The sequence below is a fragment of the Cohnella hashimotonis genome, from assembly GCF_030014955.1.
In the GTDB taxonomy this organism is placed as follows: Bacteria; Bacillota; Bacilli; order Paenibacillales; family Paenibacillaceae; genus Cohnella; species Cohnella hashimotonis.
In genome coordinates this window covers 5,995,494-6,011,347 of record NZ_JAGRPV010000001.1, presented here as the reverse complement: position 1 = coordinate 6,011,347, position 15,854 = coordinate 5,995,494, and the positions used below count along the sequence as shown (strand labels likewise).

Sequence of the window (15,854 nt, the reverse complement as noted above, 5' to 3'; positions counted from 1 at the left end):
TATGAACCCTGCCAATTCAGCGATAAAGGCGTCCAAGGGCGACAAAATCTTCATGTTTATCGTCTATCTGTTCCTGGCCATCGCGCTTGTCGTCGTGCTGTATCCACTCATCTATATCCTTAGCGCGTCGATCAGCTCGCCGAAGCTCGTGAACGCCGGAGAGATGTGGCTGCTGCCCAAGGGCATCACCTGGGACGGCTACACGCTCGTGTTCCAAAACTCCAAAATCTGGAGCGGTTATCTCAATACGATCATCTATACCGTGCTCGGGACGGCGCTTAACCTTGTAGTAACGCTGCCCGCCGCCTATGCGCTCAGCCGCTCCGATTTTGTCGGACGCACGTTCTTCGTTATTATTATCCTGGTCACGATGTTCTTCAACGGCGGACTGGTGCCGACGTATCTCGTCGTCAAGGACCTCCACCTGATCAATACGATGGGCGCGCTCATCCTGCCGGTGGCCGTCTCGGTCTGGAATCTGATCGTCGCCAGGACGTTTTTCCAGACGACGATCCCGAGAGAGCTGCAGGAAGCCGCGCAGATCGACGGCTGTACGAACCTGAGACTGTTCACCCGCGTCGTGCTGCCGCTTTCCTTTCCCATCATCGCGGTCATGGCGTTGTTCTACGGGGTCGCCCACTGGAACAGCTACCTGCCGTCCTTGCTCTATTTGAACGACGCCGCGAAGTATCCGCTCCAGATGGTGCTCAGGCAGATCCTCGTCCTCCAGGAGATGACGGCGGAGACGACCGGCGCCGCGATCAGCGGGGACATCGCCAAGGCGATGAACTCGAAGGCAGAGACGGCCTCCTTGCTCAAATATGCGGTTATCGTCGTATCTACGCTGCCGATTATCGCGGTCTATCCGTTTTTGCAGCGCTACTTCGTTCAAGGCGTCATGATCGGCTCGGTCAAGGGCTGACGGCACGCGGGCTTTGTTAATAATCGGTTTTGGCCGCTTATTATAGATGCCCCTGCCGTCGCTTGCGGCGAACGGGGCGACCCATTACGCGATTCATCATTATAAACGGGAGGGTTCATCCATGGGATCGTACGCAAAAACAGGCAAGCTGCTGCTCGCGGCGTCAATCGGAGTCGGCTTGCTTGCCGGCTGCGCATCGAACGAGAAAAAAGAATCGGCGGGCGCCACGGTTAACAAAGAAGGCTTTCCGATCGTAAGCGAGCCACTCACGCTCACGCTGATGGCGCCCGACACGGGCGATCAGGACTGGAAGAAGATGAAGGTTCTCGACATCATGGCCGAACAGAGCAACATCAAGCTCGACTTCCGCAACGCGCCCAAAGACAGCTTCGATACGAAGAAAAACCTCGTGTTCGCGAGCGGCGACTATCCGGATATGTTTTACGCAGCCGGGCTGACGACGGCCGAGCAGATCAACTACGGCGAGCAGGGCATCCTGATTCCGCTGGAGACGCTGATCGACGAGTACGCGCCGAACTTCAAGAAGGTCCTGGAAGAAAATCCGGAAGTGCGCAAGTCGATCACCGCGCCGGACGGCCATATCTATGCGCTGCCGGTCATCGAGATGAGCCAGCACTGGTACCGCAATCCGATCTGGTACAACGGCGACTTCCTGAAGGCGCTGAACATCACGAAGCTGCCGACCACGACCGAAGAGCTGTATACCTATCTGAAGCGCGTCAAAACCGAGGATCCGAACGGCAACGGCAAGGCCGACGAAATCCCGCTGACGGCAAGCAACGCCAGAGACGTCAACCTTCGCGACATCCGCACCTGGCTGCTTGGCTCGTTCGGCGTTTATGAGGACTCGATCTACGTCGACGACAACAAGAAGGTGCACTACACGCCGCTGGAAGAGGGCTTCAAGCAATATCTCACGTTCATGAACCGTCTGTGGAACGAGGAGCTGCTGGACCACGAGAGCTTCTCGCAAACGGACGAGCAGAAGAAGGCCAAGGTGCAGAACAACCAGGTCGGCATGTTCGCCAACTGGAACGCTTATATGTCCCTCGGCGGCGATCCTTCGACGGACGATCCGATGTACGCGCCGGTGAAAAGCGAAATGGTCGACAAGCCGGCCATCGCGGCCAATGCGGGCATCACGCCGGGCGCGTTCGCCATCTCGAGCACGAACCCGTCTCCGGAAGCTTCGATGCGCTGGGTCGATTACCTGTATTCCTATGAAGGCGCGCTGCTGTTCAACAAAGGACCGGAAGGCATCCTGTGGAAATACACGGACGAAGCGACCCGCACGAAGGAATATCTGCCGATCCCGGACGGCGGCACCGACCGCGAGAAGTATCGCTCGACGCTGACGCCGAACTACGGCATTCCTGCGCCGACGATCAACACGGACGATATCGAAAAAGGACTGAAGGGCGACTTCGAGATCTGGGTCGCCAAGGAAACGCAAACGAAGCTGCTCGATCGGGGCGCGCGCCCGCCGTTCCCGACGCTGTTCCTCACGTCCGACGAGCAGACGCAGGTCAACAGCCTGACCTCCGACCTCAATACGTACGTTAACCAAATGGAAGCCAAGTTCATCACCGGCGCCGAGCCGCTGAGCAACTGGGACAAGTACGTGGACACGCTGAAGAAGATGGGCGCCGAGAAAATGGCGAAGATCTATCAGGGCGCGTACGACCGTTGGGCTTCTAACTAAGAGGGTGCGCAGGCTGTAGGATTGAAGGCGCCAAGCTGTAGGATTGAAGACGGCAAGCTGTAGGATTGAAGACGGCAAGCTGCTGGCTGCTGGCTTATGGCGCTGTCAGACGAAAAGGCAACGAAAAAGCAAGGGTATGCAAGCGGATGTGCTTGCGCCGCGTTGCAGAAAGTGTATGAAGGCCGCGCCGGCAGGCGGCCTTCCCGCTTCCTGCGGAAGCGGACGTCAATCCGTCTACCTCCTCATGATTCTCCGCCGTCGCCCGCCGATGCGGAGAATTTTGTTTTTGGCAGGACGTTGCGTGTCTGGGCGGGACGAGATCGCCGGAAAAACCGGCTAACTCAGCCCAAAGAGCTCGCGCCCACGCGAAAAGTGCCGGATGCAGCCATCCGGCACACCCGTTTACTCTGCGGGGACGTTCACCTGCGCGTACAGCTTGCGGTACTGGCCGGGGGTGTAGCCGGTCTCGTTTTTGAACTTGCGGATGAAGTTCGGCGCGTCGAGGTAGCCGACTCGCTCGATGATCTCCTTGAGCGGCGCGCTCGTGGTGACGAGCTGGCGCATGACTTCGTCCGTACGCAGCCGCCAGATGTACTGGGAGAAGGTCATGCCCATCTTCTCTTTGAAGCTGCGGCTCAGGTATGAGGTGGAGACGGAATATTTGAGCGCGATATGCTCGAGGCTGAGCGTGTAGTCGGCGTACTGGCTGTCCACGTAATCGACGATGTTCTCGATGAGCGACTGCTGCTCGGTCTCGGTTTTGCGCTCGACCTGACGGCAAATTAACGACGACAGCTCGATCAGCCGGCTCTCGAGCTCCTCGAGCGTCTCGAACGACGTGAAGCCCGGAATGTTGTTCATCACGCCCGTCATGCCATACTCCGACGCGGTGCGCAGCAAGGCATTGAGCAGATCGAAGCAGACGCAGCGGAGCAGGGAGACGGACAGCTTCACGCCGCGGATCTCTGCCACGAGGCTCTGAATCGTCTGCGCGGCGACCGCTTCGTTGCCCTGCTTGAGGCTCTGCTCGAGCTTCAGCATCGACTTCTTGGGCAGCCAGAACGCATCCCCTGAGGCGTGCTCTTGCTGAGCCAGCCCCTCGAAGTAGGTGACGCGGCCCTGCTCGCCCATCAGGCGGAACTGCAGCGCCGTCGCCGCCTCGATGAACGACTGGTTCAGCTCTCCCAAGCTGTCGTACGGCGTGCCGACGCCAAGCGAGAGCTGCTGCCGCAGCTCGTCGCCGAGGTGCGACAGCACGGCGCCGACGACCTGCTCCACGCGCTCCTGCACCGGCTGATCGCTCTCGGCGCTCATGCTGACCATCAGCGCGAACCGCTCCGACGGGGAGAGGTCCACGCCGTAGGCGCTCGCCCCCAGTTCCGGGAACCTCGCCTCGCGGAACCGCTCGGCCAGCTGCGCCACAATCGCGCGCGAAGACGCAGGATCGGGCAGCTCCTCCCAGGTGAGGATGACGGAGAAGCACAAGCTTTTCCCGGGCGCCAGCTCCAGTCCCGCGCTTTGCACGAGCCGTTCGATCTCGGGATCTTCCGGCTTGCCGTGCTTCAGCAGTAGGAGCAGACATTGATTGCGCACGTACGGCTGCTGCATATCCGCCCGCGCGCTGTACTCGTGGATCGTGTGGCGGATCCAGTCCCACTCGTTGCGGCTGTCTGGCGCCTCGACGTTGACGCTGCTTCTGAGCTTGACGAACTCCATCAGATTTTTGATCGGGTGATACTGCCTTCTGGCCAGCACCATGGCCGCCGCGATGCCGATGAGGCCGACGAGGCAGAAGACGATGAGGATCAGCGACTTGATATGCGCGACCCGGCCGAAAAACTGATGGCTCGGCATCGTCGTCACGTAGGTCCAGCCGTTGGTTTCCGACTTCACCGCCACGACGGACTGCTGCTTGCCGTCCAGCTTCATGCTGTGAATGCCAGTCGACAGGGAGGCGATCCGGTTCAGTCCGGCCCGGTCCATCGTTTCGCCGTGACTGGTGCCCGTCAGCTTGTTGCCCTGCGCGTCGAAAATATAGCTGCTGCCGGAAAAGTCGTTCAAGATCGAAGCCATCATGCCGGTCAGATTGGTTTCTTTCATCAGGTAGACGACCGTGCCGTACGGAAACGGATTGTTCGGCTTGATCGGCACCAGCAGCGTCAGCATTGATTCCTGGCGGGCGTTGATCGTAACCTGTTCGGCGGGACGCATGACCGGCTGGATCGCGGTATTCATCTCGCGCGTCAGCTCCTGCCTGCTCGTCTGGCTGAACTGGTAGGTGCTCCCGAACGCCACATCGAGGTTCATCAGCCCGCGGTAGGAGTAGACGACGGAATCGTCGCGGAAGTAGAGAAAGAGATCCTGCAAAATGCTGCTGCTCGCCTTATAGTTCGCCAACGTTTGAATGGCTTCCATTCCGTAGTAGTCGTGATGCACCATGTAAGAGGTCAGATGCTCGTCATAGGTGATCCGTCCCGCAATCTCCTGCAGCTCGGTAATGCGGCCGTCCAAGGTTCGCTTGACTTGATCCAGCTGATTGAGGTTGGATTGCTCGATCTCGGTGCGGAGGCTGCGAACGGCGCTCTCGTAGACGGAAGCCGTTACGCCGGTCAGCGGGATCAGGAAGATGAGGATGTAAGAGAGCGTGTATTTTAAGAGCAGCTTGGATTTAAAATGGCTCCAGTTCAGACGCATGCGAGAAACGAAAGCTCGCGTGTCCGTCAAGTTCAACATCGGCATCGCTCCTTGCATCAATCTCGTTCGACGAACGCGAGTTCAAACATTATAACGATATTCAATCATTATAACGATAAAACGGGCTTTTAGGAAAGGAAACGATTTCAAATATAAAGGAGCGGGCCGCTTACATGGCAACCATAATCTTTTACGATGCAGGATTTCCCTATGAGGGAGCGGCGCCGGACGAAGCGGCACTGCGAGATCTGCGGCGCAGCGGCCGGGTCGTCGATGCGGCGGGCTTGGCCGAGGCGCTGGAAGCGGAAGATGCGGGAACGCTCGTCCACCTGCACGGACCGTATTTTCCGAAGGACGCCTGGCCGGCGATCTCCCGTCATCTCGGAGCGGGCAAAGGCTGGGTTCACGCGGGCGGCGCGCCGTTCAAGCGGCCGGTCGGCCTGACCGCGGAAGGTTGGGCCGCCGAACCTGAGATGACGGCCTACCATCAGGAGATTCATATCCACGAAGCGCTGGTCGCGGACGGCACCCGTGCCGCCTCGCTGCGGCACAATCCGGAGCGCCCGCTGCTGGCGGGGAGCGAAGCACTGTTCGACATCGGCGAAACGTACGGCCTCGTGCTGCATGTGACGCATGAGCGCGACCAGTTGAACCAGGCGACAGGCTCCTCGGGGCCGATGAACGCCCGCATCCAGCCGCTGCTTGTCGGCGTCAGCCCCGAAGGCCGCGAGGTGACCGCGCCGGTCGTGCTGCTCGAGCGCTTCCGCGGCGACTTCGCCGGAGGCCGATGGCTGCTGGCGAACCAGCGGCTGACGGCGCGGTTCTGGTCCGGCGGCGGCGCGGCTGCGCTGCTCCGATGGGCGGATTACTGCCAAGCCGGCGTGACCGAGCTGTGGCTGAAGCCGAGCTATGCGGCGTATCACGCGGGCGAAACGCCGCATCTGACGGTGCAGGCGCAGCGGATCACCCCGGCTGGGGGCATCGCGCGCGAGCCGGAGGAATGGCGGCTGCGGATCTCGCTGCGCAAGCGGGCGGCGCCGGAGCATGAGCGGGAAGCTGCGAAGGCGGCCGGGCTGAACCAGGATACGCAGGCTGTCGCTTCGCAATCGGGCCCAGCCGCGCAGACGGCGTCGTCCGAGTCGGACGACCTGTACGCGGATCCGCATATTGCGGCGATCGCGTCGAGTTTGGACGTACGGGCTGCGATGTCCGAGGTTGATGCGCTCTGGCAAGAGGAGCTGGACCTGTCTGTCGGGAGCGAGATCGCATACGTGAACTTCGTGGCGCCCGTGGCGCTCGAGCCAGGCAGCTACGCGATCGCCTGCGAAGCCGTGTCCGCATCGGGCGAACGGCGCCTGCTGCACCAGGGCTTCTGGTGCTACGACCGGGAGCTGCTGCGACGCGGGGCGCCGCTGGCCGCCGGCCGGGATTATTTCATCAAGGACGGCAAGCCTTTTCCCGTGGTCGGCATGACCTACATGGCATCGGATACGGGCCGCAAGTTCATCAACCTGCCGAATCCGGCGATCTGGGACCGGGATATGGCGACGATGAAGCGGGCCGGCATCAACTGGATCCGCACCGGCATGTGGAGCGCGTGGCGGCACCTGATGTTCGAGGACGGGCATGCCTCCGAGGAGCAGCTGCGCGCGATCGACGCGTTTATTTTGACGGCGGCGCGGCATGGTCTGGAAGTGACCTTCACGTTTTTTGCGTTCGCGCCGGAGGCCTGGGAGGGACGCAATCCGTACCTGGATCCGCGCAGCGTTCAGGCCCAGAAACGCTTCATCGCAGCTATCGTCTCCCGCCACAAAGATACGTCGAACGTGCAGTGGGACCTGATCAACGAGCCGTCGCTTTTCGACCCGACGCGGATCTTCACCGGTCCCCGCGCGGTGCACGACAAGTTCGAGCGTCAGGCGTTCGGCCAGTGGCTGCAAGAGCGGCACGGCATGATCGACCGGCTGCAGGCGCGCTGGAACATGACGCAGGCCGAGCTGCCCGACTTCTCATCCGCGGAGCCGCCGGAGCAGACCGATATCGCTTTTGACATCCACGACATCAAGCGGCTCAAGAAAAACGGGCGCTGGCTCGACTATACGCTGTTCACGATGGACATGCACAACCGCTGGGTCGAAGCGCTGAGTGCGACGATCCGGACGCACGTCCCGGGACATCTGGTCACCGTCGGACAAGACGAGGCGCTGGGCAGGGGACCGCGGCCGTCGCCTTTCATGTATGCGCAGAGCGTCGATTACACCAACGTGCATACGTGGTGGCTCAACGACCAGCTGCTGTGGGACGGCCTGTTCGGCAAAGACCCGAGTAAGCCTGCGCTCATCCAGGAGACGGGCATCATGTACGTGGAAATGCCGGACAATCGCGCCAAACGGACGGAGGAGGAGCTGCGAAACCTGCTGGAGCGCAAGTACGCCTATGCCTTCGCGGGCGGCAGCGCCGGCGCCGTGCACTGGCTGTGGAACACGAATTATTTCATGGATAACGTGTGCGAATCCAACATCGGCGCGCTGCGGGCGGACGGCACCGAGAAGCCGGAGGCGGACGTGTCGTACGACTTCGGCCGCTTTATTGGAAGCATCTCGGACCTGTTCGCGGATCGCGAGCTCGCCGACATCGCCGTCGTTTTCCCGTATACGAACGACTTCTCGAGCCGCCGATTCGCCTGCGAGGCGTCGCAGAGCCTGACCCGGGTGCTGGCCTACGACATGAAGGTGCCTTTCTACGGCATTAGCGAGCTGCACCTCGATTCGCTGTCCGCGGACAAGCCGCGGCTCATCATCGTACCGAGCGCGCACAGCTTCAGCGACGAAGCGCTGGAGAAGCTGCTCGGGCATGTGGAGATGCATGGCGGCACCTTGCTGTTTACCGGCCCGATCGGACTCGACGCCTACTGGAAGCCGACTTCGCGGGCCGCGAGGGCGGTAGGCGCAGCCTATCGGCTGACCAACCTGTCGCGCGAGGAACAGGTGCGGATCGCGGGCCGCACGTACCGCGCTTCCTTCGGCGACCGCAAGATCGGCCAGCTGAACAAAGAGGTCGTGCCTGGCGCGGACGGCAACGGCTGGAGCCAGACAGCCGAGCTGCTTGTCCGACCGCTCGGCGCAGGCAAGCTGCTCTGGTGCCCGCTGCCGCTCGAGCTGAACGAGCGCACGGATACGCTGCAGGCGTTGTACGCGGCCGCGCTGCAAGAAGCGCAGGCAGGAAGCGGCGCCATGGCGTGGGAAAAAGGCGGAGACCACCCCGGCGTGTATGGCACGAGGCTGACGTTTAAACACGGAAGCTTGTATATCTTCATCTCGGAGTCGGGCGCCGATTGCGAGGTGGCGATCAGGGACGGGGAGACGAGCTACCGCTTCACCGTGCCGAGCGAACGGTCTGTGCTGTTTGCGACGGACGCGCAGGGCGGGCTGATCGCCACGTACCGGGATACGGTCGTGAGCCAATCCGGCCGGGTTGCTGGAGCGGAGGAGAAAAAGGCTGCGGGTGAGCTGAGTTAGGCTCCGTAGCCGAGTTGTCTAACATTGATGCGAAGCGCTTGCCCATCGGGCGAGCGCTTTATTTTTGATAAAAATCTCAGATTTAAGCCGGATAAATCGGTTTAATACATTTCTCAAAGACGATAGTAGGCGTTCAAACAGGTTACAAGCCGGAGTCATAGACTATTTCTAATAGACTATTATCTAGGGGGAAACACATGTATCGGCAACTTCGCGCCATCGGCATCGCTCTCTTGGGTTTTATGGTCACTGGGTCGGTCGGACTGTACGCGGGATCCGCGCAAGCTGCGTCGGCGGGGAAGACGGGGGCTGCGAAGGCGTCTGCATCGATCGCGACTGCATCGATCGCCACGGCTTCTTTCCAGGACAAGGACGAGCAGGCGGGAGAGATCGGCGGCATTTTATACGTGAACGAGGGCGGAGAATCGGCGGCGAAGAGCTACGAGGCCTATCTGCTGGACGATAAAGGCAAGCGCTACGGCAAGGCGATCGGCAAATACGCGCCGGAGCGCCATGCGTTCATCATTCCGGACGATACGAAGGTGACGGGCAAAGCGGCCGCGCTGGGGGTTTACAACGCGTCCGACAGCGGCAAGTCCGTGGCCGTACCGGTCGCGAAGGCTTCTCTGAGAGATTATCCGGCGTACCTGGTGGGAGAGCTGACTTACATAGACGCCAATCCCTATTCGGGCGCGTGGCCGGCGGTCAGCTGGAAGGACCCGGCGGACGGCATGGATTATGACGGCTATCAGATCCAGTATCCGGGCGGCGTGGAAAAAGTGGCAAAGTCGTCAACCGGGCGTTACAGGCTGCCGCTGCCGAATCTCAATATTCTCGGCGAAGTGCAGGTCGTGCCTTACCGGGACGGGGACGTTTTTGAATACAGCGCCAGCGCGACCGTGCAGTCCTACGACGATATCCGGAACGAAGCGGCGAGTTGGGTCAATCCGGGCGATGTAAATTCTGCCATTTCGCCTGTGTCTGATATTCACTTCAAGCCGGTCCTCTCCGGCGGCAAGACGCGCGTATCCGGCGAGCTCAGCTGGTACGACGCGGACAGCGCGAATGCGGTGAACTACGTCGTGTACAGCGCGGACGCGAACGGCGTGCCGCTGCAGCCGCTCGTCGACGTGACCAACGACTATCCTTTCGACGGCAAGGCGTACCGCGTGACGCTGCCCGAGTTTCCGCTGAAGGACGTGAGCAGCATCGCGATCTATGCGGTTCGCGACGGCGGCAAGTCGGCGGCGGCTTGGGTGCCGGTCGGCGGCGACCCGGATCCGCTGTTCGTCGATACGGATACGGAGGCAGGCAAGATCGGCGGCACGGTGCTCGTGAAGCCTCGGTTCCCGGACTACGGCGCAGCGCTCTTCTTCGTGGACGAATGGCGGCAGCCGATGGGCTCGGCTATCGACGTGGTCGAGGGCGAGAGCCGGTACTTCGAGATTCCGGCGGGCACGGTTGTGCCGGAAGGCGCATGGAAGCTGGGGATCTACGACAACGGCGGGCTCGAGGGAAGCGAGTTCGAGAAGCTGCCGCAGTATATCGGGTTTGAGGATGTGGGAGGGGAATGAAAGAAGCTTGAACGTTCTTCTGCCCCGGTCAGCTCTCATGGTCCCTTCGTTGACACAGTCTATCGCGTTGGATAGCATGAAGGGAATAGCTGTAACAGCGGGAGGCACGGGACGGGATGGAAGATCGGGCGAACGGTGTGCAAGAGCAGTTGGCGAGCGGGATGCAGGATCGGGCGAACGATGCGCAAGAACGGTTGGCAAGCGGGATGCAGGATCGAGCGAACGATGCACAAGAGCGATTGGCGAACGGGTTGCAAGATCGGGCGAGCGGTGCGCAAGAGCGGTTGGCGAACGGGTTGCAAGATCGGGCGAGCGGTGCGCAAGAGCAGTTGGCGAACGGCATGCAGGATCAGGTTATCGAAAAAGGGGCAGTGCCGTCGGCGGCGAGGGATAGAGCGGATCGCGAGGCGAGCGCGGAGATGCGGCCAGGCGTGCTGGTTATCAGCCACGGCTCCCGCGAGCCGGGTTGGGTGGCGCAGGTGGAAGAAGCCGTCGCCGAGGCGAGGTCGAAGCTGCCTGCGGACCTGCCGGTCGCGGCTTCGTACCTGGAGCTGGTCGAAGGCCGGCTGATCCAGGACGGCGTGCGCGCGCTGGAGGCGCAGGGCGTGACCGACATCTACGCGCTGCCGCTGTTCGTCTCGTCGGGCAGCACGCATGTCGACGAGATCGGCTGGGCACTCGGCGCTTATGCGGAGCCGCGGCGCGAAACCGATCTGGAGCCGGTCGAGGTGATGGCACGACTCACGTACGGCCAGCCGATCGGCAGCGATCCGCAGATCGCGCGCGTGCTGGCGGACAAGCTCGGCGCACGGTCGCGCGAGCCCGCGGCGGAGTGCGTGCTGCTCATCGGGCACGGCAGCGACGAGCCCTGGTTTTACGAGGCGTGGCGCCGGGAGCTGGAGGGGCTGGCGGCGGAGCTCGCGCGCATCGGCGGCTTCGCGGGCGCGGACGCCGCGCTGCTGCGGCCGGACGAGACGGCGGCACGGATCGCGGGTTTGCGGGAGCGGTATCCGCAGGCGCGGCTGCTGGCGGTGCCCGTTTTCCTGAGCGAGGGGTACTTTACCTCTTCGGCCGTTCCCGGGCGCCTCGCGGGGCAGGACATCGACTACGCCGAGAGCGCGCTGCTGCCCCATCCGCAGATCGGCGAATGGATCGTACACCGGGCGCGTGCCTGGCTCGAAACGCGTGAAGCTGCCTCCCCTTTTTAAACATATAAGAAAGTATAATTTGACGGCGAGTTATGGGCAGCTAAGCGCACATTCGGAATGCCAGAGCTTCTCGGTGGCTTGCAGGTCCCAAAACCTGCAATTATACATGTCTTTTCTGCCGACCGACGGTGCCGGATGAAATACCTGCAAATGTGCAGGTAAATGCAAAGCACGAGACGGAAATTCGGATGATAGGGCAAAATAACTGCGTTTTTGCATCTCCCGGTTTAAAAGGGCCGACATCGGCTGAAAAAGATGTATATGTGCAGGTATTGCGGCAATAGAACAACACGGGAGACGGTCGGATGCCCATTTGAAACGGCTGGCAGATGAGTCATGGACAAGGATTCCGCGCGACTCCAGTTTCGGATATCCGTCAAACTTAAAAAATCCGCCAGGGCGATCAGCGATCTACGCGGAAGGTTTTTCTTGCCGTCGGCAATTGTAAATTCATGTTAAGCCGCTTGTGGCGCAAGCGGCGTTTTTTTGCGGGATTATGTCAGGAACGTGTCAGATGCTGGAGCAGCTGCCGGAAGCCGCGGAGCCGCGTTGACATTGGCTTGACGATTCGCTAGCATGAATAGGTAATAGTGGGAATTGGAACGGATGCACGCGCTTTTCCTATAGAGTGATAGAAGAGGGGATTCAAGTTGGATATTGTGAGAGCGCGGTTGATCTATAACCCGACCTCGGGACGCGAGGAGATGCGCCGGAGATTGCCGCAGATCCTGCAGCGGCTTGAGCGGGGCGGGATCGAGACGTCCTGCCATGCGACCGAGGCGGAGGGCGATGCGGTCAAGGCTGCGTCCGAGGCGGTGGAACGGGGCTTCGACATCGTCATCGCGGCTGGCGGCGACGGCACGCTGAACGAGGTCATCAGCGGCATCGCCCCTCACGATCGGCGTCCCGTCATCGGCATTCTGCCGGTGGGGACGACCAACGATTTTGCCAGAGCGCACGGCATCCCCAAGAAGTGGGACGAGGCTTGCGACCTGATCGTCAAGCGCTACGCGAAGCCGGTGGACATCGGACAAGCCGACGGCAAATACTTCATTAATATTGCAGGCGGCGGCTCGCTGACCGAGCTCTCCTACGAAGTGCCGAGCAAGCTCAAGACGATGATCGGGAATCTGGCCTATTACATACGGGGATTCGAGAAGATCGCGCGGCTGCGTTCCTTTCATATGAAGATCTCGATGGACGGCGTCGGCGAGTTCGAGGACGAGTACATGCTCATGCTGATCGCCAACAGCAACTCCGTCGGCGGCTTCGAGAAGCTCGCGCCAAGCGCTTCGGCGAGCGACGGCATGTTCGACGTGCTGCTCATGCGCAAGTGCAACCTCGGCGAATTCATTCGTATTGCGACGCTGGCGATGCGGGGAGAGCATTTGCAGGATTCGCACATTACGATGTTTCAGACGAACCGGGTGACGGTCGAGTCGGACGCGGATCTGGACATGAATCTCGACGGCGAATACGGCGGGCAGATGGCACGGACATTCACGATACTGCCGGGGCATGTGCGGATCATTATGGACGAGCTTGGGGAGACCAAGTATCACTGACGGTCAGGCGGGACGGAGCGTCTCTGAAGGGCCAAGGAAGATGAAGCATCACTGAAGGGACATTATCTTTATATAGAAGCGGAACCTATGAACGGGGCTGGACAGCATGAGTGACAAGGACAAGCGCAGCGGCGGCTCGCGGGGCAGCGCGGCGAATCGGGGTGGCAGGCACTGGGGCGGCCGCGGAGCTTCGGGTGCGAGCGGCGGGCGACCGCAGCAGGGGCAGCCGCAGCGCGAGCGCGGTGCGCGGGACCGCCGGCAGGGCGGGGCGCCGAGCCGGATCGCGGGCGTGCCGGTCGCGGTCGGCGATTCCGTCGTCATCGACATCGTCGGGATGACGCATGAGGGACAGGGTGTAGGCCGGGTGGAGGACTACACCCTGTTTGTGTCGGGCGCGGTGCCGGGCGACCGGGTGCAGGCCGAGGTGCAGAGCATCGGCAAGTCGTTTGGCCGCGCGCAAATGGCGGCGCTTGTGGCGGCGAGCCCGGACCGCATCGCGGCGCCGTGCGAGATCTACGAGGCCTGCGGCGGCTGCCAGCTGCAGCATTGGGGCTACGCGGCGCAGCTCCGCTGGAAGCGGGAGCACGTCGCGGGCGTGCTGGCGCGCATCGGCAAGCTGCCGGTGGCGCCGCTGGAGGAGGTCGCCGGCGAAGCGGGCGGCCGCGAGATCGCGCCCGATGCGGGGCGCGCGCCGGTCGTCGTCCATCCCGTCATCGGGATGGACGAGCCTTGGCGCTACCGCAACAAGGCGCAGGTTCCCATGGCGGCCGGCATCGGCGGCCATGGACTCATCGGCGGCTTCTTCGAGCAGGGCAGCCACCAGGTCGTGGACATGGAGGCCTGCCTCATTCAGCAGGAACAGAACGAAGAGACCGTGCGCGCCGTCAAGCGCATCGCCCGGTCACTTGGCTACTCCGCCTACGACCGCGCCACGGGGCGCGGCCTGCTTCGCCATGTCGTCGTCCGCCACGCCGAAGCGACCGGCCAGCGCATGGTCGTCCTCATCACCAACGGCCGCGACCTGCCGCACGCCGACGAGCTCTGCGGACTCATCCGCGAAGACATCTCCGGCGTCGCGAGCATCTGCCAGAACATCAACACCAGCCCGACCTCCCAGGTATTCGGCGAAGAGACCCGCGTCCTTTGGGGCGAAGACGTCATCTACGACGAGATCGGCGGCATCACCTTCGCCATCTCCGCGCGCTCCTTCTTCCAGGTCAATCCGACCCAGACCGAGCGCCTCTACCGGACCGCCGTCGACTACGCCGGCCTCACCGGCGAAGAGACCGTCATCGACGCCTACTGCGGCATCGGCACGATCACCCTCTTCCTCGCCCGCCACGCCCGCCGCGTCTACGGCGTCGAGATCATTTCCGAAGCCATCGAAGACGCCCGCCGCAACGCGCTGCTCAACCACATCAACAACGCCGAATTCGCCGTCGGCCCGGCCGAAGTCATCATGCCGCAATGGCAAGCACAAGGCGTCGCTCCCGATGTCATCGTCGTCGATCCGCCGCGCAAGGGGTGCGATCCGGCGCTGCTCGCTACGATGCTGGAGCTTCGTCCGGCGCGCATCGTTTATGTCTCCTGCGACCCGGCTACGCTTGCGCGCGATCTGCGCGTGCTGGAGGATGGCGGCTATCGCACGGTGGAGGTGCAGCCGGTGGATATGTTCCCCCATACCACCCATGTTGAGTGCGTGTCGAGGTTAATCAGAACAAGGTGATAGGATGACTCCATAAGTTACTCATCAAACAAGAAGACCATTTTACTAAATTAAAGTTTTAGCTGTGCTATAATCAGATTCAAATGAGACTGATGTAACGGGATGGTGAGTTACATGAATCAAATAAAAGATCTGCAAAAACTAATTAGACTTACGGGCGATCGCGCAAAATTGGATGCCAAAGCCAACGGGACATATATTGTATATAAGACAAAAGATGGTCAAATCGTAAAAGAATACTACAACGGAGATGTTGTTCCCGTTTCCGAAGAGGATGTCCCTCATGCATGAGTTGGCACCGATCATGTATGTGTTTGCAGGAAATAACGGAAGTGGAAAAAGCACGATTAGAAACTTGATCGTAGATCGGCTTGGAATCAGCGTTAACATAGATCCTGATGCTCTTGCACGGGGAATAGATCCTGTTCACCCTGAAAGCCGAAAAGTATCTGCAGGGAAAGACGCCATTAAACTGGCCAGAGATTGTATTCATAACAAACGTGATTTCTCAGTCGAAACAACACTCGCTGGAAAAAATGCCATCCGCCTTATGCTCGATGCAAAGGCAAACGGATTTGAGGTTACAATGTTTTATGTCGGTCTGGGCGATTATCATTTGAATATCAAGAGGGTAGCCATTCGAGTGGAAAATGGCGGACATCACATTCCCTCTGAAGATATCATCAGACGGCATCAAACATCTCTTCAAAATCTACTGTCTCACATTCATTTGATCAACCATTTGATCGTTATTGATAATAGTCATACAGAAGGTGAAATTATTCTGAGTGCAACAAACGGTTTAATAACCTCGCAATCGGAATCCCTCCCTCAATGGACTGAATGCATTATGAAAAAGATAATAAATTCGTAAAAGCAGCCAAGTAGTTGGGCTGTTTTTTGCTTTAGGGATCCTTCAAACGT

Annotated in this window: 10 protein-coding genes; 9 read left to right on the top strand and 1 reads right to left on the bottom strand. The window is 60.6% G+C overall.

The window, feature by feature from the left end; all coding sequences use genetic code 11:
• The first annotated feature begins 1 nt into the window (after position 1).
• The gene (locus KB449_RS24270; protein WP_282910826.1) at positions 2 to 922 is read left to right on the top strand and encodes a carbohydrate ABC transporter permease; all 921 of its coding nucleotides are present in this window, start codon (positions 2 to 4) and stop codon (positions 920 to 922) included.
• A 121-nt stretch (positions 923 to 1,043) separates the two neighbouring features.
• Positions 1,044 to 2,645, top strand: coding sequence for an extracellular solute-binding protein (locus KB449_RS24265; RefSeq protein WP_282910825.1), 1,602 nt, complete (start codon positions 1,044 to 1,046; stop codon positions 2,643 to 2,645).
• A 402-nt stretch (positions 2,646 to 3,047) separates the two neighbouring features.
• On the opposite strand, the gene KB449_RS24260 is transcribed toward KB449_RS24265, so the two are convergent.
• Entirely contained in the window at positions 3,048 to 5,378 is a 2,331-nt protein-coding gene (locus KB449_RS24260; RefSeq protein WP_282910824.1) for a helix-turn-helix domain-containing protein, read from the bottom strand.
• A 134-nt stretch (positions 5,379 to 5,512) separates the two neighbouring features.
• Here KB449_RS24260 and KB449_RS24255 point away from each other — a divergent pair, with 134 nt between their 5' ends.
• From KB449_RS24255 to KB449_RS24225, 7 genes are all read left to right on the top strand, one after another.
• Positions 5,513 to 8,857: a beta-galactosidase gene (locus KB449_RS24255; protein ID WP_282910823.1), complete on the top strand. Its 3,345-nt coding sequence runs from the start codon at positions 5,513 to 5,515 to the stop codon at positions 8,855 to 8,857.
• Between the two features lie 197 nt (positions 8,858 to 9,054).
• The gene (locus tag KB449_RS24250; protein WP_282910822.1) at positions 9,055 to 10,431 is read left to right on the top strand and encodes a hypothetical protein; all 1,377 of its coding nucleotides are present in this window, start codon (positions 9,055 to 9,057) and stop codon (positions 10,429 to 10,431) included.
• A 116-nt stretch (positions 10,432 to 10,547) separates the two neighbouring features.
• Entirely contained in the window at positions 10,548 to 11,639 is a 1,092-nt protein-coding gene (locus KB449_RS24245) for a sirohydrochlorin chelatase (RefSeq protein WP_282910821.1), read from the top strand.
• A gap of 650 nt (positions 11,640 to 12,289) precedes the next feature.
• Positions 12,290 to 13,204, top strand: coding sequence for a diacylglycerol kinase (locus KB449_RS24240; protein ID WP_282910820.1), 915 nt, complete (start codon positions 12,290 to 12,292; stop codon positions 13,202 to 13,204).
• Between the two features lie 106 nt (positions 13,205 to 13,310).
• Positions 13,311 to 14,930 carry a 23S rRNA (uracil(1939)-C(5))-methyltransferase RlmD gene (gene rlmD, locus KB449_RS24235; protein WP_282910819.1) on the top strand — a complete coding sequence of 540 codons (1,620 nt, stop codon included), beginning with the start codon at positions 13,311 to 13,313 and terminating at the stop codon, positions 14,928 to 14,930.
• A gap of 114 nt (positions 14,931 to 15,044) precedes the next feature.
• Entirely contained in the window at positions 15,045 to 15,221 is a 177-nt protein-coding gene (locus KB449_RS24230) for a hypothetical protein (RefSeq protein ID WP_282910818.1), read from the top strand.
• Positions 15,214 to 15,804 carry an ATPase gene (locus KB449_RS24225; protein WP_282910817.1) on the top strand — a complete coding sequence of 197 codons (591 nt, stop codon included), beginning with the start codon at positions 15,214 to 15,216 and terminating at the stop codon, positions 15,802 to 15,804. The genes KB449_RS24230 and KB449_RS24225 overlap by 8 nt, the downstream gene beginning before the upstream one ends.
• The last annotated feature ends 50 nt before the right edge of the window (positions 15,805 to 15,854 follow it).